The organism is Brachyspira intermedia PWS/A (assembly GCF_000223215.1).
GTDB classification, from domain to species: Bacteria; Spirochaetota; Brachyspiria; order Brachyspirales; family Brachyspiraceae; genus Brachyspira; species Brachyspira intermedia.
The window spans coordinates 895434-920701 of record NC_017243.1; the positions used below are offsets into that span (position 1 = coordinate 895434).

A 25268-nucleotide genomic window follows, 5' to 3' on the forward strand; every position below is an offset into this window, starting at 1 on the left:
AAGTTCTAAATATGTTATGTAAACTTTACGATATATAAAAATACTTTATTAATAAAGGTATTTGAATGTTATCTAAAATGTTGCAAAATTCTATAGAAGTTGAAATAGGGAAAAGAAGTATTGAGAAAATTGAAATACCTATTTCTATTACTAAAAATATAAAAAATACTTTAAGACCATATCAAGTAAACTGTTTACAGTATTTTATAGCATATTTAAATGAATATGATAATAATAATAAAAATAATCATTTAATGTTTAATATGGCTACAGGAAGCGGAAAAACATTAATAATGGCTTCTTTGATACTTTACTTATATGAAAAAGGATATAGAAATTTTTTATTTTTTGTAAATTCTGTAAATATCATAGATAAAACGAGAGAAAATTTTTTTAATATATCAAGTAATAAATATCTTTTTAATAATGAAATTATAATCAATAATAAAAATGTTGAAATAAAAGAAGTTAATAATTTTGATTATTCAGATGATTATAATATAAATATATTTGTAACTTCTATACAATATTTACATAATTTATTAAAAGAAAATAAAGAAAATGCTTTTGATATAACAAACTTACAGGATAAAAAAATTGTTATATTAGCAGACGAAGCACATCATTTTAATGCAGAAACTTCTAAAAATAAAATTGTTCAAAAAGGATTTTTTGAAGAAGAAAAATCAAATGAAAAAGAAACAGTAAAAAATGATAATTGGGAAAGTACTGTACAAACTATATTTCAATCTAACAAAGAAAATTTTTTATTTGAATTTACAGCTACTATAGATTATGAAAACAAATCTATAGTTGATAAATATTTGGATAAAACAATATTTAAATATGATTTATTAAAATTTAGACAAGATTTATATTCTAAAGAAATTGATATAATACAAAATGATGTTGATAAAAAATACTTAATGCTTGGTGCTGTTATACTTAGCGAATACAGGAGAGAAATTGCTTCAAATAATGGTATAGAGTTAAAACCAATAATTTTATTTAAAGCACATAAACTTATAAAAGAATCTCAAGCAAATCAGGAAATATTTAATGATTTAATAGATAATTTAAAAGAAAAAGATATTGATAAATTATACAAATCTAATCTTAAAGAAAATGATAAAAAAGACATCATATATAAAGCTATAGGATATTTTAAAAATAAATATAAAGATTTTGATATTTTTATAAGCAGAATAAAAGAAGCTTTTAAAAAAGAATATCAATTAATAACTAATGAAAAAACTAAATCATCAGAAGAAAAAATGATAAAGATAGTAAGGAAATGTCAAAACAAAATAAATTGTTAAATACACTTGAGAATAAAGACAATCCTATAAGAGTTATTTTTAGTGTTAATAAATTAAATGAAGGTTGGGACGTTTTAAATTTATTTGATATAGTTAGATTATATGAAAAAAGAGATGCAGATACAAAAAATAAAAAAGCTGGAAAAACTACAATAAGCGAGGCTCAATTAATAGGAAGAGGAGCAAGATATTATCCTTTAAAATTAGATTATTATAATGATGATGAAATATATAAAAGAAAATATGATAAAGATTTGGATAATGATAAAAGAATATTAGAAACATTATATTATCATAGTATAAAAGATAGCAGATACATATCAGAATTGAGAACTGTATTAAGAGAGCATGGACTTTTAGATGATGTATATTGCAGAGAAGAAGATTTTAAACTAAAAGAAAATGTAAAAAAATACGCTGATACAAATTTTATATTTTCTAATAGAAAAGAAGAAAAAGCTAGATTTTATAAAGAAGATAAAACATTAGTAGGAAATAAAAAATCTTTTGAAGATATTAAATCTTATTTTAGAAATATTACATTAGAATATAATTGCAGAACAGGTATAAGAAAAATAGAACATGCTATTAGCATTGAAGAAGAAAAAAATTTAACAGAAAGTGAAAAACTTCAAAATCTTAAAATAGAATCTTTGGGAAAACCTAAACATATAAGTTTTGGAGATATTAAAGATTATATAAAAATTAATGCTTGGTATAAAATGAATTACGGATTTGATAAACTTAAACCTAAATTCCAAGATTTAAAAAATATAGGAGAACTATTTGACTATTTAAATGATGTAAAATTTCTTTTTTTCAATTTAAATGATAAATATGTAAATCTAAATTATGAATATATTAATTTTCTTACAACAAATTTTTATCCTAAATTAATTAAAATAATTGATGAAAATTATAGTGAATATATAGGAACAAAAGATTTTTACCCACAATTAATAAAAGATGTATTTAGAGATAAAAAGAAAAAAATATACAATGAAAAATTATGTGATGATATGGAAAAAATAGACTATTATGCACAAAATTTTTTATATGCTGATAGCGATTTAGAAATATCTTTTTCTAAAAAACATATAAATGATGTTATAGAATATTTAAAAGAAAAAGGCTATAGCAATATATATTTATTTAGAAATGACCAAGATTTAGCTATATATAATTTTGATAATGGAACAGCTTTTTACCCTGATTTTATTTTAATATGCGAATATAAAAAAGAACAGATTCATTATCAAGTATTTTTAGAACCTAAAGGAAAAGGTTTAGGAGATTCTCCAAAAGAAAAAGCAAAACAAGATTTTTTACTATCTATAAAAAATGATAGTACTTTAAATAAAGATATTTTTGAGCTTGATACAGATAAATATATTTTATTCGGTATGAGATTTTTTACTGATCAAATGGATATTCAAAAATGGAATGATGAATTGAAAAATGAGTTTAAAGGATAATTAAATGGAATATATACATAATTATTTAAAAAAGTTATTTAAGAAAAATAATAACTATATAGGAAAAGATGGGGATTTGTTAATATCAAAAATAGCTGAAGATGCAAGACTTTATAATTCAGAATTAATAAAATTTCTGCTTAATGATAAAAGATGCCAATATTATTTTTTAGAAAAAATAGATGATGTAACTATTTTCAAATCAGAAGATTTCAGAATGTGTATAAATGATGCAAGATTTTTAGGAAATAGTTTTACAAAATACGGAAATAAAATAGGTTTGATAACTGATAAAAGTATTGTCAAAATAATGAATGAAGATTATGTGGTATTAAGTTATCCTTATAAAGACTGCACTCTTGACGGAGGAATGACAAAAACAGAGGCAAAAAGAACAAACAGAAAAGAAACGATGATAAATAATATTCTTTTCAAAGATGATATACATAAATTAAAAAGCCCTAAAGCATTTAAAAATTTTAAAAAATATAGTTTTGAAAATGAAAAATTAAAAGAGGAAACACCTGAAGCTATAAAAGGTAATGAAAATTTAATTATTAATGGTAATAACTTTGCAGCTTTATGCAGTTTGAAAGCAAAATTTGCTGGTAAAATAAAATTAATATATATAGACCCTCCATACAATACTGGAAGCGATACATTTTCTTATAATGATAATTTTAATCATAGTGCTTGGCTTGTATTTATGAAAGACAGACTGCAATTAGCCAGAGAATTATTGTCTGATGACGGAGCAATCTTTGTACAATGCGATGATAACGAGCAGGCATACCTAAAAGTTTTAATGGACGAAATTTTCGGAAGAGATAATTTTATATCTAATTTTATTAGAAAAACAGGTCAAGCTGCTAGAATTGATGCTAAATATATTGCTAAACAACATGATTATTTATTATTATATTCTAAAAATATTGACTATATTTTAATAAATAAAGAAATTGCAGATAATATGGATTCATATATATATGAAGATGAATTTGTATATACAAGAGGTAAATATAAATTAAATAAATTAGATAGAGGAAGTATAAGATATTCTGATTCTTTAGATTATCCAATTAAAGCACCAGATGGAACTTTAATATATGCTGGTGGAGTAAAAGAATATAATGGTTGGTGTTGGAGATGGAGCAAAGATAAATTGGATTGGGGTATAGAGAATAATTTTATAGTTTTCAAAAAAATAATAATGGAATATGGTCTGTTTATTTTAAACAATATCAATTTGTAGATAATGATTTAAAAAATATAGTAAGACAAAATCCATATAGTACACTTTTAATAGATGGTTTTAATAATGAAATAGGTACAAAGGAGCATTATGATCTATTTAATAATAAAATATTTGGATATCCAAAACCAGAAATTTTATTAAAAAGAGTTATTGAAATTTCTACTAACGAAAATGATATTGTTCTTGATTTCTTTGCTGGGTCTGGTACTACTTTAGCCGTTGCTCATAAAATGAATAGGCGATATATAGGAGTTGAGCAGATACAAGAGCATTTTGATATTTGTGTTGAAAGGCTTAAAAAAGTTATTGAAGGTGAGAATTCAGGTATTTCTAAAAATGTTAATTGGCAGGGCGGAGGAGAATTTATTACTTTTGATATTGCTTCATATAATGCTGATTGGGCTAAAAAAATTGAAAAAATAAAAGATGATAAAGAGTTAAAAGAAATATTTGAAGATATGAAAAATAAATCTTTAATTAATCATAGGCTTCAAATAGATTATTTTGAAAATAAAAGTTTTGAAGATGATGAAGAATTTTTATCTTTAAAATTGGAAAGAAAAAAGAAATTTTATTAGAACTGCTTGATAAAAATATGTTTTATGTACCTTTTTCTGAAATGAAAGATAAGACTTTTAAATTATCTGATGATGATATCAAATTATCTAAACAGTTTTATAAAAATTGATTGTAAAATTACTCAAAAAAAGATAATTTTCTATTTGTGAATTTTTTATTATATAGTATAATATCTAAAGGACAAAGCTATATTTTAAAAGGAGTTTACAAATATGGTTACAGCTATTACGACGACTGATACAACCAATACGTATACTACGTCAATAGGCGGGGTAAATGTCACTGTCAGAAATAATTTCTCTGACAAAACAGCTACTGTTGAAGTAGAGCCGAAAATCACGGGGGGTGCTTTAAATGTGCAAGGATAATTTCCCCCTTGTCGCATTTATATTATCGGTTCTTTAATTTAATACTTTAATAAAAAAGTAGTTTTTTGTTCGATTATTAAAAGTAATGGGGTTGTTCGTGGGAGGCAGCTCCATTTTTTTATTTATGAATAATAATTATTGATTAACGTTTTTTATTTTCTTCTGTATTGATATAGTGTTTCGCTCCCAAAATACATTACCTGTGTAGCCTTGTATTTCTTTGTTGCTTTCAGCATTTTCGATTCTTTTTTCAGCCCAAGCACAATATGTTTTATGCTGTTCTATACCTGAATAATTTCTTCCTAGTTTCTTCGCTACCACTGAAGTAGTGCCGCTTCCCAAAAAAGGATCAAATATAAAATCATCGGCATTTGAACTTGCTAATATCAATTTCGCTATTAACTTTTCAGGCTTCTGAGTAGGGTGAGCAGTGTTTTCTGACATAGACCAATAAGGCACAGATATATCGTCCCAAAAATTAGACGGACAGGTATCTCTGAAATTGCCGTCTTCTGTTTCCGTCCAATCTTTAGGCTTTCCTTCTATTCTATATGGAGCTATTACCTTTCTTCTTATTTTTACATCATCTACATTGAAAGTATATTTATTTGATAGGGTAGCAAACCATATATCTTCCATTCCATTCTTCCAATTATTTTTAGCCCCTCTGCCTTTCTCTCTCTGCCAAGTGATTCTGTTTTGTATGTTGAAATATTTTTCTAAAACATTCCCTATTACAAGACTAGACTTCCAATCACAGCATACATATATAGTGGCATTTTCTTTTAATATTGGAATAATGTCTTCTACCCATAGATGAGTATATTTTTCATAGCTTAAATTATCTATATCTTTGAATTTAAAACCATGATAATTTTTGGATATATTATAAGGCGGATCAACTATCATTAAATCAGCTATATTTTTTTCTATTTTTTTTAAAACATCAAAAGTATTGCCGTTTATAGTTTTATTTATAATATTTTCTTTTTTGTATTCTATTATATTTTCATTGTCTATAATACATTTGTTTAGATATGATTTACCTTCTTCTGTATTTATATCAAAATCAATAGTTTTATTTTTGACTGATTTAACTTTAGTATTCATGTATTTCCCGCTATTATAAAAATTATTCCCATTCTATAGTAGCAGGCGGTTTTGAAGATATATCATAAACAACGCGGTTAATACCTTTAACTTCATTTATTATTCTGTTTGATATTATACCTAAAACATTATAATCAATTTTAGCCCAATCAGCAGTCATAGCATCAACACTTTCAACAGCCCTTACAGCACAAACCTGCTCATAGGTTCTGCCATCACCCATAACGCCGACACTTTTTACAGGAAGAAGTATAGCAAAAGACTGCCATAATTTTCTGTAAAGTCCTGCCTTTTTTATTTCGGTTACAACTATATCATCAGCTTCTTGAAGTATTTTAACTCTCTCTTCTGTGATATCGCCTAATATTCTAACCGCCAAACCAGGACCAGGGAAAGGCTGTCTGTATACTATATCTTCAGGTAATTTTAATTCTAAACCTATTTCTCTAACTTCATCTTTGAATAATTCTCTGAAAGGCTCTAAAAGTTCAAATTTCATGTCCTTTGGTAGTCCGCCAACATTATGATGACTTTTTATAACAGCAGAACTTCCTCTTAAAGATACACTTTCTATAACATCAGGATAAAGCGTACCTTGTGCTAAAAATCCAACATTTTCTATCTTTTTAGCTTCGTCATTAAATACGCTTACAAATTCATGTCCTATTATTTTTCTCTTTTGTTCCGGATCTGTAACACCAGCTAATTTATCTAAAAATCTCTTTGAAGCATCAACATAAATCAAATCAATATTGAAATTATCTCTAAATACTTCAACAACCTTTTTATCTTCATCTTTTCTAAGAAGTCCATTATTAACGAATATACATTTTAATTGCTTTCCTATAGCTTTTTCTATTAATACAGCCGCTACAGAAGAATCAACTCCTCCAGAAAGCCCTAATATTACATTTTTATCGCCTACAGTTTCTCTTATTCTTTTTATTTCATATTCTATAAAAGAGCCCATATTCCAATTTCTTTCGCATTTACAAATATTAAATAAGAAATTTTCTATTATTTTTATACCATTTTCTGTATGAACTACTTCAGGGTGAAACTGTATAGCATAAATATTTTTTTGTTTATTTTCTATAGCAGCGAGTTCAGTATTTGGAGTTTTTGCTATAAGTTCAAAACCTTCAGGTATAGATTTAATACTGTCGCCATGACTCATCCACACAATATTACTTTTACCGAATGATTTAAATATGCTTTCATGATTAGTTATTTCAATTTCAGCTTTTCCGTACTCTCTTTTGTCAGCACTTTCAACTTTTCCGCCCATAGAATAAACTATTATCTGCATACCATAACATATTCCAAGTATAGGCACTCCTAAATTAAATAACTCTTTATCTACTTTTGGTGCATCTTCTTCGTATACACTTGAAGGACCTCCTGAAAGTATTATTGCCTTAGGATTAAATTCCTTTATAAAATCTATTGAAACATGAAATGGGTGAATTTCTGAATACACATTCAATTCTCTTATTCTTCTTGTAATAAGCTGTGTAAATTGTGAGCCGAAATCTAGTATTAAAACCTTATCAATATTATTTTGCATATATTCCTCTTTTATAAAAAATAAACTATGAATTTTTTAATATTACATTAAAATAATAAAATTTCAATTATTAGTTATCATAATATTTTGATAATTACGCACGGTAAGTTGATTTTTTGAATAATTGAAATTGCTTTATTCTTAGCATACTTTATTTTTATAATTATTTAACGTGCGTTAATACCATTTTTAACCTAAATAATACTAGGGTGGGTGTTATCATTCATGTTAAAGCAATAAAGATAAAGAAAATTATAAATTCAAAATTAATTAATAAATATAGAGGGTGGGGAGTGAGAACAAAATTTAAAATCTTAGTATATGATTAATTTATAGTTTTTGTTTTGTTTGAATTATTGATTTTCTTTATATGTAAAAATAACACAAGTACAGGCATATATTAATAAAAAATATTATGTTAATTAAACTATATTAATTTTTTATTGCTTTTTGATTAGGCTTTATTTTTCTACTATATTTGTTTCGTATGGGAAAGCTATATTATAAAAATATTGTAAATATTTATTATAAATCTAAAAAAATAATTTAATAAAATAAATTTTGATATGTAATTATTATAGATTTAATATATAATAATTTAAGAGGATATTTAGGTGACAGAGTTAAGAGAAAAAACATTAAATTTAATTAAAGAATTACCAGAAGATAAACTTTTATCAGTAATAGATTTTATAAATAATGATTCAAATGAAAAAATAATAAATGATAAAAAACAGGCTTTAGAAAATTTAAAGAAATATCAAGGAAGATTACCTGAAAATTTTGATTATAAAAAAGAACTAGAAGAATATAGAGATGAAAAGAATTTTAATTTATACTAATATATACTGAAACAAATATATTTTGTCAAAAATAATTTTTTTAAATTTAACTATATGCAGGGCTTTGCCCTTAATAAGTACACAGCTTGCAGCACCACAGTTCTTTTACCGACGCTTTGCGTGCCGTAGGGAGGTACCTTTCAGTATTGGTATAGGTGAAGACCACCTCGCTGTGCGTGCCTTCGGCAGGCAAGAACCTATATCCTCAACAGGTTGGATACGCTTCGCGAAAGACCGCATTTTTAATCTGACATTATGGTTATACCAAGTTTTATACATATTCTTAAAATATTAAGTTATAGTATATGCGTTTTTTGCTACTTTGGCGAAGCCCGCAGAGCGTGTGCGTCAAAAAAAGTAGATAAAATTTACATAAAGAGCATCGGTTGACAAACTTAAAAATTTTTAGTATAAATTCGCTTTTTATTATATGTTTGATATACTGTTATAATTAATAATATTTAAAATAAAAACTATTAGCAGTTTATTTATAATAGAGGCAATATGTCAGAGAATAAAACAGTAAGTAAAGAAAAGATAGCTAAATCATCATTAAAAATGTCATTAGTAACTACAGTAAGCAGAGTATTTGGGCTTGTAAGGGATCAAATACAGGCTGCTTTGCTTGGTACTACATTCATAGCAGATGCTTTTGCAATAGGATTCATACTTCCAAATTTATTGAGGCGATTATTTGCTGAAGGTAATATGGTTGCAAGCTTTATACCTGTATTTACAGAGCTTGAAAAAGAAAAAGGCATTGAAGAGTCAAAGAAATTTTTTAGGGCTGTTTTTACATTATTGGGATTAATACTTATAGTAGTTGTAGCTATTGGAATAATAATATCTCCTTTGCTTGTGAGAATACTTTATAAATCAGCACATAATAATATAGAAGCTCTTAATCTGGCATCGGATTTGTCAAGAATAATGTTTCCTTATCTTTTATTTATATCTTTGGCAGCTTTAATGCAGGGTGTACTTAATATAAGGGGCTATTATTCAATATCAGCTGCAAGCCCTATACTTTTAAATACTGTAATTATATCTATGGCTTTGTTCTTTAAATTTTTTCTTCCTAATTTTTTTAATAATATGGCTTATGTATTCGCATTTGCTGTACTGCTTGGAGGGTTTGTACAATTTGCCTATCAAATGCCTTTTGTACATAAACAGGGTTTTAGTTTCAAGCCTTATTTTCATTTTAAAGAACCTTATGTTATAAAGATGATAAAATTATTTGCTCCGGGTATTTTCGGTGCTAGTATATATCAGATAAATTTGCTTGTTTCTACTGCATTTGCTGGAGCTATAGGAGAGGGCAGGGTTTCAGCTGTTACTTTTGCTACTAGAATACATGAATTTGTTTTGGGTGTCTTTGCTGTAAGTGTGGCAACTGTTATGCTTCCTACTTTAAGTAAATTAATAGCTGATAACAAAAAAGATGAAGCTGTTGAAAATTTAGGATATTCTTTAAGGCTTGTTGCTTTAGTTACAATTCCAGCTACTTTTGGATTTGTGGTACTTGGCAGAGAAATTGTAAGAATGATATTTGAGTACGGTGCTTTTTCTTCAAAATCTACATATTTAGTATCTAGTGCTTTAAGATATTTATCTATATCATTATTCTTTGTGGCAAGCTATAGAATACTTGTACAGTCATTTTATGCTATGAAAGATATGAAAACTCCTGTATATGTAGCATTTTTTACATTTATTATTAATGCTGTTAGTAATTATTTATGTGTTTATATATTTAAATTCGATATTATAGGAATATCTATATCAAGTGTTGTTGCAAATATTGTATCTTTTTGTATACTATATGTATTGCTTATAAAGAGAATGGCAGTGAAATCGATAATAAATAAAAAAATTGAGGTTGTAAAGACATTGGCTGCTAGTTTATTTATGGCGGCTTCTGTCTATGGAATGAAATATTATTTGTTATCTAGTAATGCTGATTCTAGGGTATTTTTTATATTAAAAGTATTTATAGTAATATTATTAGGAGTTGTTGTTTATTCTATAATGAACATTATATTAAGAAATGATGATTTTGTTTCCTTTATTAGTATGTTTAAAGGCAGATTATCAAGAAAGTTTCTGAAAAAATAATATATATCATTCTTAATAATAAGAAAAAAGTATCCGATAATTTAAGCAGTAATTTTTTATTTAATATAAGGTTTTTTCTATGAGTCTAAAAAATAAGGTACTTTTATTAGTTATTATAGTTGTAATTTTAGCATTATCCCCAACAATATTCATAAATACTAGAACGAATAGAGAAGCATTATATAATTCTGCTATGAATATTTCGCAGAACTATTTTTATGATGTATCTTCTACTTTTGATAATATATTCACTTCAACGACTGTAGGTACTGTTTCCTTATCAGATATAGCTACAGTATCTTATGATTTATACTCTACAGGAAGTGTTACAGATGTTGCTACTAATTTAAGAAAAATAATATATAGATTCCATAAATCTCAATTAGGTTTGCATCATGTTATAGCAAATGGTATATATTTTGAGCCAGATATCATAGATAATAATCCTTATATGAGAGGACTTTATTCTTTATATTTGTATGATGTAGGTAATACTGGTAATATGCAGCCTAAAATAGAAACAGTTAATGATAACTATAATCAAGAGGAATTTTATTCTTTGGCTCTTCCTGAGAATTGGAATAGAGAGGCTAAAAGACCTAGAACTATTTATTATTCTTCTCCATATTTGAAGAATATTGATAAGCCTCAAAAAGTTATTTCTTTCTCATCTCCTATATATTCCAGTATAAATGATAATTTGATAGGAGTTTCTTTATCAGATGTTTCTTTAGAAATAGTTCATGAAATGTTTACTAATATAGTAAAAACAGGACCATTCAATACTGTTATATTTGATTCTAGAAATAGAAGGATAGTTTATCATGATAATGCTAATTATATATTAAGTGATTTAAAAGATATAGAATGGATTAACAATGCAATAGATAATACAACATTCTATACTAATACTAGAATAAGGGAGAATTATAAAGTAGGCGATAATACATATACTTTATTTTTCAAACAGTTTGATAATGGTTTTTATAATATATTTATGTATGTTCCTACAAGCTTTTTCTATAATGTATTGGTAACAACTAATAATACAATATTCTTTATATTAATAGTTGCCATTATAGTTATAATAGTAGTTTTGAATATTACTATTCCTATATCATTAAAGCCTTTGGATAAAATATCTCAGGAATTGGAATCTGGGGTGTTTGATAATAATATATTTGTTAATGTAAGTAAGATTCATTCTAGAGACTCTCTTGGAGATTTAAGCACTTGGATAAGAATATTTTTTGATATGGTTCAGCATGTGTTTTCAAGTGTATCAAAAACTCTTAAAGTATCAAAAGAGCAAAGTAATGCTTTAAAAGTTAAGATGGTAGATATATCCGAAGCTGCTGGTTCTATGACAGAATCTGTAAGTTTAATAATAGATAATATATCATCTCAGCAAACAGAATTCAAACATGTAGAAACTAGTAATTTGGAAATATATAAAATTATAGCTTCTAGCTTGGCTGAATTAATTTCCATTGATGATATGACTAATAATCTTCAAAGCAAAATCGATGATCAGTCTGTAAGTATAAATCAAATTAATTCATTAACTATGACTATGCAAAAAGATATGCAGGAAGTATCTCTTTCAGTAGGTAAGGCCAAAGAAGAATCTGAACATGTTGTATCTTTAGCAGAGGATAGTAAAGAAAAAATAGTTAAAACTGAAAATATTACAAAATCATTAATAACTTCTATAAGAGGTATTACAGACTTCGTAAATTCTACTATTGATATATCTCAGCAGACAAATATGTTAGCGATGAATGCTGCTATTGAGGCTGCACATGCTGGAGAACAAGGTAAAGGATTCGCAGTTGTTGCTGAAGAGATTAGAAAATTAGCTACTACAACAAATTTGCAGTCTGAAAAAGCTTGGAAGATATTAAGAGATATAGAAAAAGAAATGAATCTTATTATGTCAAGTATGACAGAAAGAATAGTAACTACAGAAGATATGTTAGTTAAGCTTCAGAATTTTGTTAATACTATGACTAAGGTGAAAAAAGTTGCAGATGAAAAATATGATTCTACAAAAGAGATAAGTGTATCTATAGAAAGTCTGTATGATGCTGTTAAAGAGATTAAAGAACAATATACAAATTTACATGGAAGAATATCTATAGCGAAGGATGATTTGGTAAATCTTTCTGATTTCTCTAAGAAAAATGATGAGGCCATGAAGCTTGTATCACAAAATAGTGATGATATAGTTTCTAAGACTCAGGATATGGGAAATCAAATAGGAAATGTATTTGGTTTAATAAAAGAAATAGAACAGCTTTCTAATGTAGCCAGTGATTCAGTTGATATGTTAGAAAAAGAAATGTCTAATTATGTTATAAAAGATTTTGAAGATGTTATTAAAGAGAAAATAAAAATTATTAATGAAGGCGATAGGGCATACAGCAGACAGGCATTCGTAGAAAGTATTTATAGATTTGTTGTAGCTACTTTTGGAAAGGATAAATTCCAAACTCTTTTAGATCAAATGCCTGATGAATGTAAAAACATATTTAAAGATTTGAAAAAGACTAAATTTAGAAAGAAATATCCTTTGTCTACATCTTGTTTTATACCTATGACTTCAATAATGGATGAGTTCTATGATGGAGCAAGAGAAGGTATTAGACAAAAAGCTAGATATGATTTTAAAAGGTTTAGTTTTATTAAAAAAGTATTTATAAAACTTGCTAAAAAGAATTCATTAGCTGATGTATTTGTTAACTTTACTAAGAAAATGTTTAAAAATATCCATGTAGAAGTAGTTAAAGCAGAGAAGAGACGTATTATTTATCATCTTCACTACTTCCCTAATTATGATTCTATGATAGAAACTTATTTTGATGAGATGATAAAAAATATATTTAGATTCAAATATCCTAATGGTTCTAAAGTAAAGATGACTAAGTCTATAAGTAAAGGTTATATTTATACTGAATATATAGTAACTTGGTAATTATTAATAAACATATAAAGTCTGAATCTTTAATATGGTTCAGGCTTTTTTATTGCTAATATAATTTTAATGATTTCCGATATAATTAACGATACAATTTTACTACAGGAAAGATTATGAATATAACTGATAAATATAATTTAAGTATGGGCAGTGCTAATTTGACTAAATTAGAAAATGCCAAAAAACAATATGGAAATGCTAAATTCTCTATAGATACAACTCCAACAGAAAATGTAAATAATGCAATATCCAAATATAATAAAGAATTTGAAAAAAAACGTTTAAGACAAGTATCTGAAGACTTTGAAGCTTTGATGATTAATCAAATGCTTAAAGAGATGAGAAAAACTGTTGATAAAAGCGGTTTAATAGATGGAGGTATGGCTGAGCAGATATTTGAGGATATGCTTTATGATGAATATGCAAAAGAATTCTCAAAAACAAAAACTTTTGGTCTTGCTGATATCATATATAATCAAATGGAAAAATATGTATAATATAGTTTTAATTTAAAAACATAATATTAATATTATGACAAAATTTTTAAAACTTATATTAATATCTTTTTTAGTATTTTTTATAAATTACGACAGCAATAAACATTTTGATAAATATTATATCCCAATAGATAGATTGTGTATGATTAGAAATGTTACAGGATATCCATGTCCAGGATGTGGAATGACAAGAGCACATATAGAAGTTTTAAAATTAAATTTCAAAAAAGCTTTTTATTATCATCCATTATTCATATTTCCAAGTATTATTTTCTTTGTAGTGATTTTTAAAAAAAGGTTTAAAATAGCAAATTATATCTATCATAATAACTATATTATAATCTCTATGTTATTAATTTTTATAATCGTATATATCATTAGATTTATATTATTATTTCCGAATGAAGAGCCTTTTACATATAATTATGACAGTGAATTTTACAGAGCATTCAAAATTATAAAAAATATACTTAAATGATTATTATATGTAAATTCGTTTTACATCTATTAATTTTTCAAATTTCTATTTTATTGGTTTAAGTTTATACATTGTTAAATGAGATAGGAATAAAAAATATGCCGGCTTTTTTATTAATATTATTATATATGTTTTTGTCTTTTCCTATTTATGCTGAAGATAATATTCTGTCTGAAGATGAAAATGCATTTGACTATGAAATTATACAAGAAGAAACAAATGAAATTCAAGCATCTCATAAAGAAAAGCAATTTCTCTTTGACAAATCAATATATATAAGAAAAAGTCAAATAAAGTCATCTAAATCACAAAATATGGCAGAACTTATAAAAGAATATTGTAATATAGATATAAAAAATAAAACAGTATATTCTCAGTCTACATTTATATTGAATGGTAAAGTACTTAATAATGATGAAAAAAAAATATATTTATTTTTATATAATAAAGATGATATAGATTCAATAAATATTAATTATTATGCATCAAGCGGAAGTATTGTATATGATATTTTGAGTAAGAAATATTCTAAATCTGAAGAACTACTATATACAAAATTATCAAGAGATATTAAGCTTGAATCGGATAAAACTATTAAGTATGTAAAAACTCAAACCAATGAAAGTAAATCTTCTGGTAAAATGAATTTGCTTGAATATAATATAAAAAATCAAAATAATAGTTCATTAAATTTTAATTTAGATACTTCAGGAGAGGAAAGGGGATTCAGCAGTAAGAAAAGTAAGACAGCAGATTTCAGATCATACGTGAATGGAAATGTTAATTTTAATGTAAGTCCTATAAAACAGATAAGTGTAACAGGAAGATATTTTGTTAATATGCAAACTGATATTGCATTATTAAATAGGGGATACACTAATAATATAAAAAATCAGAATTTATATCAGGGCGGTAATATTAAATTATCATTAAAACCACATGATATAGTTACTCTTGAAGCTTTATATTTTATAAGCTCTAAAAAAGATTTACTTACAAATAATAATCAATATCTTACAACTCAAGGAACTAAAACTAGTATAATATTCAATATACCAATAAAAGATATTAGTTCAACCATAAGGATAAAAGGTAATTATTCATATTTGGTTGGTAAAAATTTATATAATGTAAGTGTAAATAATAATGATTTACCGGGACTTCCAAGGCATCAGTTTAATACATCTTTGGAATATATATATAGTCGAAATAAGGATTTTGAATCAAGCATACTTTTTAATGTACAATATATAGGGGATCAATATAATAATACAACAAAATCTGAAGTTGATAAGTCTTATACCACATTTGATATAATAAGTTCATTTGTATTTAAAAAAGATATATCTCTAAAATTTGGTGTAAAGAATGTATTAGATGTTAAGTATGAAACTATTAAAGGCTATCCTATATCAAGCAGAGAATATTTTGTAAATGTTTCTGCCAAATTACGATAATAATTAAGTTATGTAATCTATTAAAAAACAATTATGGAAATATTATGAAAAAAACATTTCTTATTATCGATGCATTTGGTATACTTTACAGATACCATTTTATTTTTTTGAAAAGACCTCTTTTAAACTCTAAGGGGCAAAATGTTTCATCTATTAATGGTTTCATGAGAACTTATTTCTCGCTTATTAATACATATCCTGCTGAATATGTTGCTATAGCTTTGGACAGTTCTAGAAAAACTTTTAGAAATGAAATATATAAAGAGTATAAAGAGAATAGGGAGAGTATGCCTGATGATTTAAGAAGTCAGATACCTATACTTTATAATCTTATAGATGCTTTAGGTATATCTAGAATAGTACTAGAGAATTATGAGGCTGATGATATAGTTGGAACTATTGCTGAGAAAAATAAAAAAGAGAATATAAAAACTATAATTTATTCTCCTGATAAAGATATACTTCAGCTTGTTTGCGATGATGTAAGAGTGGTTGCAAGCAATAAAGATAATGAGTTAATGGAATATGATGCTGAGGCTGTTAAAGAAAAGAGGGGAGTTTATCCTAATCAAATAATAGATTTACTTGCCCTTATGGGTGATGCTTCTGATAATATACCTGGAGTTAAAGGAGTAGGAGAGAAGACTGCTTTAAAACTTCTTGAAGAATATAAAAGTTTAGACGGTATATATGAAAATATTGATTCTATTAAGGGTAAGATTCAAGAAAAACTCTTAGAATCAAAAGATATGGCATATATGAGCTATAAACTTGCTACCATCGAAAGAGATATTAAAGATTTTAATTTAGATTATAATGAAATAGCAAGCAGTAAAATAAATATTGATGAAGTTAATAAAATATTAGATGAATTAGAATTAAAACAGATAAGAGATAAAATTAATTCATATATATATGGTTCTTCTTCAAATAAAAAAGCTGAAAAAGTAAAAATATCTGATGAAAAAACAAATAGCAATGAAACAGTAAAAGAAGAAAGTCCTATACTTAGTGCTAAAGATAATAAGGCTAGCTATTATTTAATAGAGAATGAAACAGAATTAGAAAATCTTTTAAAAGATATTAACAGTAAAAAACTTGTATGTATAGATTTTGAAACTACAGGACTTGATACTTTCAAAGATACTATAATAGGAATTTCATTTGCTATAAGATCTAATGAAGCATTTTATTTAGATTTAAGCGGAAGAACTAATATTGATAAAGATAAATGTATGAATCTTGTATTTGATACTTTATCTAAAGAAGATATAAAGGTTATAGGTCATAATCTTAAATATGAATACAAGATGATGAGAGCTATTGGTAAAAGTTTAGGCAATATGTACTTTGATACTATGGTTGCTGCATATTTGATTAATCCTACAAGAGGAAGATACAATATGGATGATTTAGCTATGGCTTATCTTTCATACAATACAATCAAATACAGCGATTTAACTGATAATGCTAAAAAGACATTATTAGATGCACCTTTAAAAGATGTTGTTGAGTATGCTTGCGAAGATGCTGATGTAACATTCAGATTCTATGAATGTTTTGCTCCTCTTTTAAAAACTCATAATCTTGAAGAATTATTTTTTAATATAGAAATGCCTTTAGTTAGCGTACTTGCTGATATGGAATTTGACGGTGTTTATATAAGCAGCGAAAGAATGAAAGCATTATCCGATGAGTATACTTCACTATTAGAAAAGACTAAAGAGAAAATATATAAAGAAGCAGGAGAAGAATTTAATTTACAATCTCCTAAACAGCTTGAGTATATACTATTCGATAAAATGGGAATACCTCCAACTAAAAAAACAAAAACAGGTTTCTCAACTGATGAAGAAGTATTAACAGAACTTTCTCAAAAATACAAAATAGCAGAATACATGCTTACATATAGAAAATATGCAAAATTAAAAAATACTTATCTTGATGTGTTCCCTACTTTGATAAATGAAAAAACAGGAAGAATACATGCTTCATTCAATCAAACTGTAACAGCTACAGGACGTTTATCATCATCAGAACCTAATTTGCAGAATATTCCGGTGAGAGGTGAAGAGGGTAGAGAGATAAGAAATACATTCATACCAGAAAAAGGCAATTTACTTATAGCAGCAGACTATTCTCAAATAGAATTAAGATTATTGGCACATTTCAGTAATGATCCTGTATTAGTAGAAGCATTCAAAAATAATGATGATATTCACAGAAAAACAGCAATGAAAATATATTCTGTGAGCAAAGAGCATGTAACTGCATCAATGAGAAATATTGCTAAGATAATAAACTTCTCTATCATTTACGGTAAAACAGCATTCGGACTTTCAAAAGAGCTTGGAATAAAAAGAAAAGAAGCTGAAGATTTTATAAAAGGATATTTTTCAACATATTCAAGAGTGAAGCCTTTCTGTGAGGAAGTAGTTGAAGAAGTAAGAAATAAAGGCTATGTAAGAACTATGTGCGGAAGGATTAGGGATTTATCAAAGACTATCAATTCTTCAAATGCTATGGCTAGAAATGAGGCTGAAAGAATGGCTTTGAATACTCTTATTCAGGGAAGTGCTGCTGACATGATAAAGGTTGCTATGGTTGCTATACATAAAGAGTTTAAAAATCATTTGAAGACAGCAAAAATAGTTATGCAAGTTCATGACGAATTAGTAGTTGAAGTTTCTGAAAAAGAGGCTGACAAGGCTATGACTATAATGAAAGAGATAATGGAGCATTCAGTAAAAACTAATGTGCCTATAACTGTTGATATACATAAAGGAAACAGCTGGGGAGAGGTTCATTAATATTTGAATTTTTTAAAGAAAAAGAGTATTTTATTTTTTATATAAAAACTCTTTTTCTTAAATAAAAATTAATAAATCATTGTTATATATTTATTATTTTTGATGTGATTTATAAAAAACAATGAAAAATAAATCTATTATATTTCAATAGTTTTTGTAATATTTATATTATTCTTTAGTATATACTGAAAATTTTTAAGTTTGTCAATGTTTTCTTGTTCTTTTTCCCGCCGCAAAAAGAACCAGACAAAGTCCGCCTGCGGCGAAAGTGCAAGTATAAAATTAGTACTAAATAATACTAATTTTGTCTTACATGCAAGATAATTTATTAAATTAAAGACTAAATGCAGTCTTTCGCGAAGCGTATCCGAGCCTGTCGAGGATATAGGTTCTTTTTACCAATACCACAGGCACTCTTTTCAGTCGCAAAAGAACTAGGGTTCGGCACGACTGTGTGCTTCGCAGCAAAGCCCTGAAAATATTTTGAATTAAAAAAATTATTTTGACAAAATATATTTTTTTAGTATACATAATAATTTTATTATATTTGGAGTTTGTGAATGAGAATAATTGAAATTGTTGATTATGATCCTAATTGGAAGAATTTATATAGAGAGGAAGAATCAAAAATAAAAAATATTATTAATGATATACTTATAAGCATTCATCATATAGGAAGCACATCAATAGAAAATTTAAAAGCAAAACCTATTATAGATATATTGGCTGTAGTTGATGACATAAATAAAGTTGATAGTTATAATGATGATTTTGCTAATATTGGTTATAAAGCCATGGGAGAAAATGGAATAGCAAAGAGAAGATTTTTTATGAAAGATTATATTGATGATAACGGTACCCAAAAAAGATTTTCTCATATACATATATTTGATATTAATAATAAGTTTGATATTGAAAGGCATTTAGCTTTTAGAGATTTTTTAAGGGCAAATAAAAATATTGCTGAAGAATATGTTAAAATAAAATTGGAAGCTTTGAAAAATTGTAATAATGATATTGAATTATATTGTAATTATAAAGATAAATTTATAAAAGACATAGAAAAAAAGGCATTAGAATTTTATAGAAAGAATTTATAAATATTATTATATACTATTTTATTAAATTTATTATTAATTACAGAAAATATTTTTAAGAATAAAGGATTTTATATTTTAATTTAAAAACTTTATTTTGAATATTGCTATTATTTTGTAAAACCTTTAGTCTTTTCAAAAATTTCTATGTATTTCTTTATACCTTCGGCAGTAGCTTTTACCATTTTTAATCTTGTTTCTTTGGTGTTCATAAACTTAGCATCAGTCGGATTTGTTATGAATCCTAATTCTATTAATGTTGAAGGCATAACGGCACCCTTAAGAACATAAAATAAAGCATTCTGTACAGGTTTAGTTCTTCTTGCCACTCCTGATACTTTGAGAACTTGTTCTGTGATTGATTCAGCTAATAATTTGCTTTCTTTTTGATACTGTTCTACAAGCATATAGTTATGAGTTATTTGCGAGGAATCTTTTTCATATTTTGAAGTATCTATATTATCAAACTTTACCAAAGCCTCATTCTCAAACATAGACACTGCTCTTGCATATTCGCTTGACTCCTGAGCACTCACAAAATAAGCCTCAAAACCTCTAGCATTAGGGCTAAATGAAGCATTGGCATGTACGCTTACAAATAATGCATTTTTTGCTTTATCAGTATTGATTTTTGCGGCATTATTAGCTATTTCAAAACGCTTTTCAAGAGTAGGGTATGTGTCTCCTGTTCTTGTAAGTACTATTTTTACATTTGGAAGCAAATCCTCTAATTCTTCTTTTAACTCTAATGAAAAGGCTAAAACTATATCTTTTTCAAATAATTTATTTACTCCCACAGCTCCTGGATCTTTTCCTCCATGTCCGGGATCTATAATTATTGTAGATATAGTTTTCTCACTGAATTTACTTACAGCTGGATTAAAAGCCTCTTTCAAATCTTCTACTTTTATATTTAAATTATTTAGTTTTATCTTATCATTATTTTGCGGATAAAGTAGATAACAAGTATTAAACAGAGCTAATACAGTAATTAATAGTAATGTTATTCTTCGTCCTCTTTGATTTCCTCCGAATAACCGCAATCTTCCTTGATACAAACTTTAAACAATCCTTTGTTTTTAATATTCTTCTCAACCATAAGTCCTCCGCATTTAGGACAAGGTTCTTGAAGAGGTTTATCCCAGCTTACGAAATCGCATTTAGGATAATTAGAACAACCATAGAATTCTCTTCCTCTTTTTGAGCGTTTTAATGTTATATCGCCTCCGCATTTAGGACAAACGCCAAAAGATATTCCTTTAGTGTTTTTACATTCAGGGAATCCGGAACAAGCTATGAAATATCCATATCTTCCCAAACGCTTAATCATCTTCTTACCGCATTTTTCACATACGAAATCAGTTTCTTCATTGAAAAAGTCTTTCATATTGTTAATATTTTCAGTAGCTGTTTTCAATGTATCCAAAAAATGAGGATAGAATTCTTTTAATATATTATTCCATTCTATATTATCGTCTTCTATTTTATCAAGTTTACTTTCCATGTCGGCAGTAAAGTTAATATTTACAAGTTCAGGGAAATTTTCGCTTATAAGTTCATTAACTAATTTTCCTAATTCTGTAGGTACTAATTGCTTTCCTTTTCTCTGTACATAATGCCTTGATATTATTGTTTTAATAGTTGGGGCATAAGTAGAAGGTCTTCCTATTCCTGATTCTTCAAGTATTTTTACGAGTGAAGCATCTGTATATCTTGGAGGAGGTGTTGTGAAATGCTGCTGAGGATTATTTTCAACAAATTCACATACATCATCTTTTGATAAATTAGGCATTTTTGAAGCTTTTTCTTTATCTTCTTTGTCTATTGTAAGAACCTTCATAAATCCGTCAAATTCTATTTTTGAAGAAGAAAGAGAAAACTCACAATCTCCAGCCACTATTATAGCCCTTGTGTTTTTCATTTTTGCAGGAAGCATTTGAGACGATACAAATCTCTCCCATATAAGTTTATACAGTTTATATTGATCTGTTTTCAAATATTCTTTAATGCTGTCAGGAGTTAAAAATACATTAGTAGGTCTTATAGCCTCGTGAGCGTCCTGAGCATTCTTTTTTACTGAATATGTAGGAGGTTCAGGAGGTAAATAATTGCTTCCATATTCTTTTTCAATAAACTCTTTAGCCTGTTCCTGAGCAACAGGAGATATTCTTACACTATCAGTACGCATATAAGTTATTAAACCAGTAGCCTCTCCTGCTATATCAACACCTTCATAAAGTGATTGTGCTACCTGCATAGTTTTTGAAGCACTGTATCCTAATGCACTGCTTGCTGCCTGCTGAAGCTTACTTGTAGTATATGGAGCAGTAGGGTTTCTTAATCTGTCTTTTACCTCTATGCTTGCAACAGTATAAGTTTTGTCTTTAAGATGTTCCATTATATCTTCAACATCTTGTCTAGTTTTTAAATCAGGCTTTTCACCTTTATATTTTTGAAGTTCTGCTAAAAACTCTTTATTTTTATGCTTTAAAAATACTCCGAAAGTCCAATATTCTACAGGTACAAAAGTTTCAATTTCATCTTCTCTATTACAAATAATAAGTAAAGCTACATTCTGTACTCTTCCTGCCGAAAGTCCTCTTTTTATTTTATCCCATAATAATGGGCTTAAATTATAACCTATAAGTCTGTCTAATACTCTTCTTGCCTTTTGAGCATTAACTTTTGAAATATCTATATCTCTTGGCTGATCAATAGCTTCTTTTAATGCATCTTTTGTTATCTCATGAAAAACTATTCTCTTTATAGGCACAGCAGAGTTTACGCCTCTGATTTTATTTCCTATATGCCAAGCTATGCTTTCTCCCTCTCTATCATCATCGGCAGCTAGTAATACTTCTTCCGCTTTTTTTGCCTCTTTTTTCAAATCATTTAATATTTTAGCTCTTCCTCTTATAGTGATGTATTCAGGTTCAAAGCCATGATCTACATCTATAGCCAGTCTGCTTCTAGGCAAATCGATTAAATGCCCCATTGATGACATTACAAGATAATCAGAGCCTAAATATCTATTAATTGTTTTAGCTTTCGCTGGAGACTCCACTATAACAAGTTTTTTCTTTTTAGACTCTTTTTTGTCTTTTGTCTTTTTACTTGCTGTTTTTTTACTTTTTCCTCTGTTGTTGTAGCCATAGTTAAATCTCCTTTTATAAATCCTAAAGTTATATATATTTTTTATTTTTCTATAGTATAATATTTTCCTGAAAGCTGCTTTATAATCCCTTTTATCTCTAATTGCATAAGCATAGAAGTTACAGTATTCACTTTCATTTTGCTTTCCTCTATAACTTCATCAATATGTATTTTATCATTTTGTTTTATTATATTATAAAGCAATGCCTCATTTTCTTCTAAACTGCTTATAATAGATTCATCATTTTGTTTTGATATTTTGCTTTTTTTCTTTTCCTCTTTTTTTACTGTTTCTTTTTTTATTTCTTTCCTTTCTTTACTATTATTGCTTTCAGTTTTTATAGAATCATTTTTTACGGCTTTAGATTTTATATCTCCGCCTTCAAAATATTTTAATTTCATTTTCACATAATCATCATCATTTGAGAATATTGAATCAAAATCTTCAAGTATATCAATATAATTATATGCTATTTTAGCACCATCTTTATATAGTTTATGATTTCCAAAATAACAGCTTTTTTTCTCATCATAAGGTGCAATATAAACATCTCTGCCTTGATTAAGAGCATAATCAACAGTAATTAAAGCACCGGATTTGCTTGCAGCTTCTACCATAACAACAGCATAAGAAAGTCCTGATATTATTCTGTTTCTTCTAGGGAAATTCATTCTGTCAGGCTTTCTTCCTATTTCAAATTCGCTTACTATCAATCCTTTTTCTGATAATTTATTATATATCTGCAAATTTTCAGAAGGATAAACATTATCAATGCCATTTCCCAAAACTGCTACAGTATTAATATGAGATGATATTGCCCCAAGATGTGCCTCTCTATCGACTCCTTTAGCCATTCCTGATACAACAGATATATTCAAAGATGATAATTTACTAGCAAGCTCGAAAGAATATTTACGGCTTTCATTTGTAGGCTCTCTAGTACCTACTATAGCTATAGCATTTCTTCTTAGCTTTTTTAAATCTCCCTTATAATAAAGTATATAAGGCGGATTATCTATTTGTTTTAAATTAAATGGATAATCTTCATCAAATAAACTTAATATTCCTATACCATAGTTATTTGATTTTTCTACTATTGTATTTGCTTTATCTAATATCTCATTTTTATCAAAATTACCTATTTGAGATTTAAATTTTTTTTCTAATAATTCCTTTATATTTTCTTCTTTATCATCAAAAATATTTTCTACAGATTCATAATGATTTATAAGTTCGGATATTCTTTTATCTCCTACTTTATCAATTTGATTTAAGGCAATCAAATAAGTTTTAACATCATAATTATTACTCAATTTCTCTGTCCTATAATTTGCTCAATATTTTTTAATACCGTTTCTTTAACATTATTTTCAACAGGGAGATTGAGTATTTTTCTGTACGCTGCCACCGCTTCATTATAATTTCCCCTGCTGTACTGTATTCTTGCAAGCAGCATTAAATAATCTGCATTATTAGGATTCATTTCAACAGCTTTTTTTATATTATCAAATGCTTCTTCATAATTATCCTGATGCATTCCCTTTAATGATGCTAAAGCAGCATAATAGTTTGCATTGTTAGGGTCTTTATCTATAGCAAATCTAATATTGTTTTCTGCTCTTTGTATAAAATTACTCTTTTTTTCATAAGTATCAGCACTTTCTGCTAAATTGGCATAAGATATTCCAAGTCCGTATCTTAAATAAGGACTATTTGGAAGTATTTTTAACGCCTCAGTAAAATATTTTGCTGAATATGCATACTGTTCTTTTACTAAACTTCTTTCACCCAATGTTCTATATACAGATGCTAATCTATCCTGAGCATATATTTTCTGATTTATAATGTCATTATAGGTGGAAGTTATTTCAAGAAGTGCCTTATCATCATCTGCATTCTTTCCTTTTTCATATAGATTATAAGCTCTGTTTAAATTAAATCTATTGAAAAATACCTGCTTATCACATGATATGATAGATAAAAAACAAATTATTAATGTAAAATATTTTAAAATTACTTCCATTCATTTTCCTCACAATTATAATATATACATTATAATAGAAAAAAGTAAAGAAAATTATTAATATAATAGAAATAATTAATAAAAATATATTGTAATAATATATAAATACAGTGTATTTTATAATAAATATGATTAAAATTTG

At 26.7% G+C, this 25268-nt stretch carries 18 protein-coding genes; 12 read left to right on the plus strand and 6 right to left on the minus strand.

Annotated elements, in window-relative coordinates:
- Window positions 1-65 precede the first annotated feature (65 nt).
- From BINT_RS03965 to BINT_RS15065, 4 genes are all read left to right on the plus strand, one after another.
- Window positions 66-1319 carry a DEAD/DEAH box helicase family protein gene (locus BINT_RS03965; RefSeq protein ID WP_041177235.1) on the plus strand — a complete coding sequence of 418 codons (1254 nt, stop codon included), beginning with the start codon at window positions 66-68 and terminating at the stop codon, window positions 1317-1319.
- Window positions 1295-2794 (plus strand): hypothetical protein, encoded by a 1500-nt coding sequence (locus BINT_RS03970; RefSeq protein WP_041177236.1) that lies wholly within the window; start codon window positions 1295-1297, stop codon window positions 2792-2794. The genes BINT_RS03965 and BINT_RS03970 overlap by 25 nt, the downstream gene beginning before the upstream one ends.
- 4 nt (window positions 2795-2798) lie before the next feature.
- The gene (locus BINT_RS14930) at window positions 2799-4046 is read left to right on the plus strand and encodes a site-specific DNA-methyltransferase (protein WP_014487269.1); all 1248 of its coding nucleotides are present in this window, start codon (window positions 2799-2801) and stop codon (window positions 4044-4046) included.
- A gap of 71 nt (window positions 4047-4117) precedes the next feature.
- Window positions 4118-4627, plus strand: a complete 510-nt coding sequence (locus BINT_RS15065) for a DNA methyltransferase (protein ID WP_268741616.1) — start codon at window positions 4118-4120, stop codon at window positions 4625-4627.
- 504 nt (window positions 4628-5131) lie between these two features.
- On the opposite strand, the gene BINT_RS03985 is transcribed toward BINT_RS15065, so the two are convergent.
- A complete protein-coding gene (locus tag BINT_RS03985) occupies window positions 5132-6106 on the minus strand; it encodes a DNA-methyltransferase (protein WP_014487271.1) in 975 nt (324 codons plus the stop codon).
- Window positions 6107-6128: 22 nt separating this feature from the next.
- Complete coding sequence (guaA, locus tag BINT_RS03990; protein ID WP_014487272.1) at window positions 6129-7673, minus strand: glutamine-hydrolyzing GMP synthase; 1545 nt, start codon at window positions 7671-7673, stop codon at window positions 6129-6131.
- A 614-nt stretch (window positions 7674-8287) separates the two neighbouring features.
- Between guaA and BINT_RS03995 the strand changes: the two genes are divergently transcribed.
- The 8 genes from BINT_RS03995 (at window position 8288) to BINT_RS04030 (ending at window position 19952) form a co-directional block, all read left to right on the plus strand.
- Window positions 8288-8515 carry a hypothetical protein gene (locus BINT_RS03995; RefSeq protein ID WP_014487273.1) on the plus strand — a complete coding sequence of 76 codons (228 nt, stop codon included), beginning with the start codon at window positions 8288-8290 and terminating at the stop codon, window positions 8513-8515.
- Window positions 8516-9019: 504 nt separating this feature from the next.
- Entirely contained in the window at window positions 9020-10633 is a 1614-nt protein-coding gene (gene murJ, locus BINT_RS04000; RefSeq protein ID WP_014487274.1) for a murein biosynthesis integral membrane protein MurJ, read from the plus strand.
- A 79-nt stretch (window positions 10634-10712) separates the two neighbouring features.
- The gene (locus BINT_RS04005) at window positions 10713-13607 is read left to right on the plus strand and encodes a methyl-accepting chemotaxis protein (RefSeq protein ID WP_014487275.1); all 2895 of its coding nucleotides are present in this window, start codon (window positions 10713-10715) and stop codon (window positions 13605-13607) included.
- A gap of 116 nt (window positions 13608-13723) precedes the next feature.
- A complete protein-coding gene (locus tag BINT_RS04010; RefSeq protein WP_014487276.1) occupies window positions 13724-14107 on the plus strand; it encodes a rod-binding protein in 384 nt (127 codons plus the stop codon).
- A gap of 142 nt (window positions 14108-14249) precedes the next feature.
- Window positions 14250-14585 (plus strand): DUF2752 domain-containing protein, encoded by a 336-nt coding sequence (locus BINT_RS04015; protein ID WP_234944357.1) that lies wholly within the window; start codon window positions 14250-14252, stop codon window positions 14583-14585.
- 98 nt (window positions 14586-14683) lie between these two features.
- Window positions 14684-16042 carry a TonB-dependent receptor domain-containing protein gene (locus BINT_RS04020; RefSeq protein WP_041177237.1) on the plus strand — a complete coding sequence of 453 codons (1359 nt, stop codon included), beginning with the start codon at window positions 14684-14686 and terminating at the stop codon, window positions 16040-16042.
- 44 nt (window positions 16043-16086) lie between these two features.
- The gene (gene polA / locus BINT_RS04025) at window positions 16087-18852 is read left to right on the plus strand and encodes a DNA polymerase I (RefSeq protein WP_041177238.1); all 2766 of its coding nucleotides are present in this window, start codon (window positions 16087-16089) and stop codon (window positions 18850-18852) included.
- Window positions 18853-19412: 560 nt separating this feature from the next.
- A complete protein-coding gene (locus BINT_RS04030; RefSeq protein ID WP_014487280.1) occupies window positions 19413-19952 on the plus strand; it encodes a GrpB family protein in 540 nt (179 codons plus the stop codon).
- Window positions 19953-20059: 107 nt separating this feature from the next.
- On the opposite strand, the gene BINT_RS04035 is transcribed toward BINT_RS04030, so the two are convergent.
- The 4 genes from BINT_RS04035 to BINT_RS04050 form a co-directional block, all read right to left on the minus strand.
- On the minus strand, window positions 20060-21007 hold the full coding sequence (locus BINT_RS04035) for an N-acetylmuramoyl-L-alanine amidase family protein (RefSeq protein WP_041177239.1): 948 nt from the start codon (window positions 21005-21007) through the stop codon (window positions 20060-20062).
- Window positions 20953-23013, minus strand: coding sequence for a type I DNA topoisomerase (topA, locus tag BINT_RS04040; RefSeq protein ID WP_014487282.1), 2061 nt, complete (start codon window positions 23011-23013; stop codon window positions 20953-20955). The genes BINT_RS04035 and topA overlap by 55 nt, the downstream gene beginning before the upstream one ends.
- 131 nt (window positions 23014-23144) lie before the next feature.
- Window positions 23145-24416 carry a DNA-processing protein DprA gene (gene dprA / locus BINT_RS04045; protein ID WP_014487283.1) on the minus strand — a complete coding sequence of 424 codons (1272 nt, stop codon included), beginning with the start codon at window positions 24414-24416 and terminating at the stop codon, window positions 23145-23147.
- Window positions 24413-25126: a tetratricopeptide repeat protein gene (locus BINT_RS04050; protein ID WP_014487284.1), complete on the minus strand. Its 714-nt coding sequence runs from the start codon at window positions 25124-25126 to the stop codon at window positions 24413-24415. The genes dprA and BINT_RS04050 overlap by 4 nt, the downstream gene beginning before the upstream one ends.
- Window positions 25127-25268: the final 142 nt, after the last annotated feature.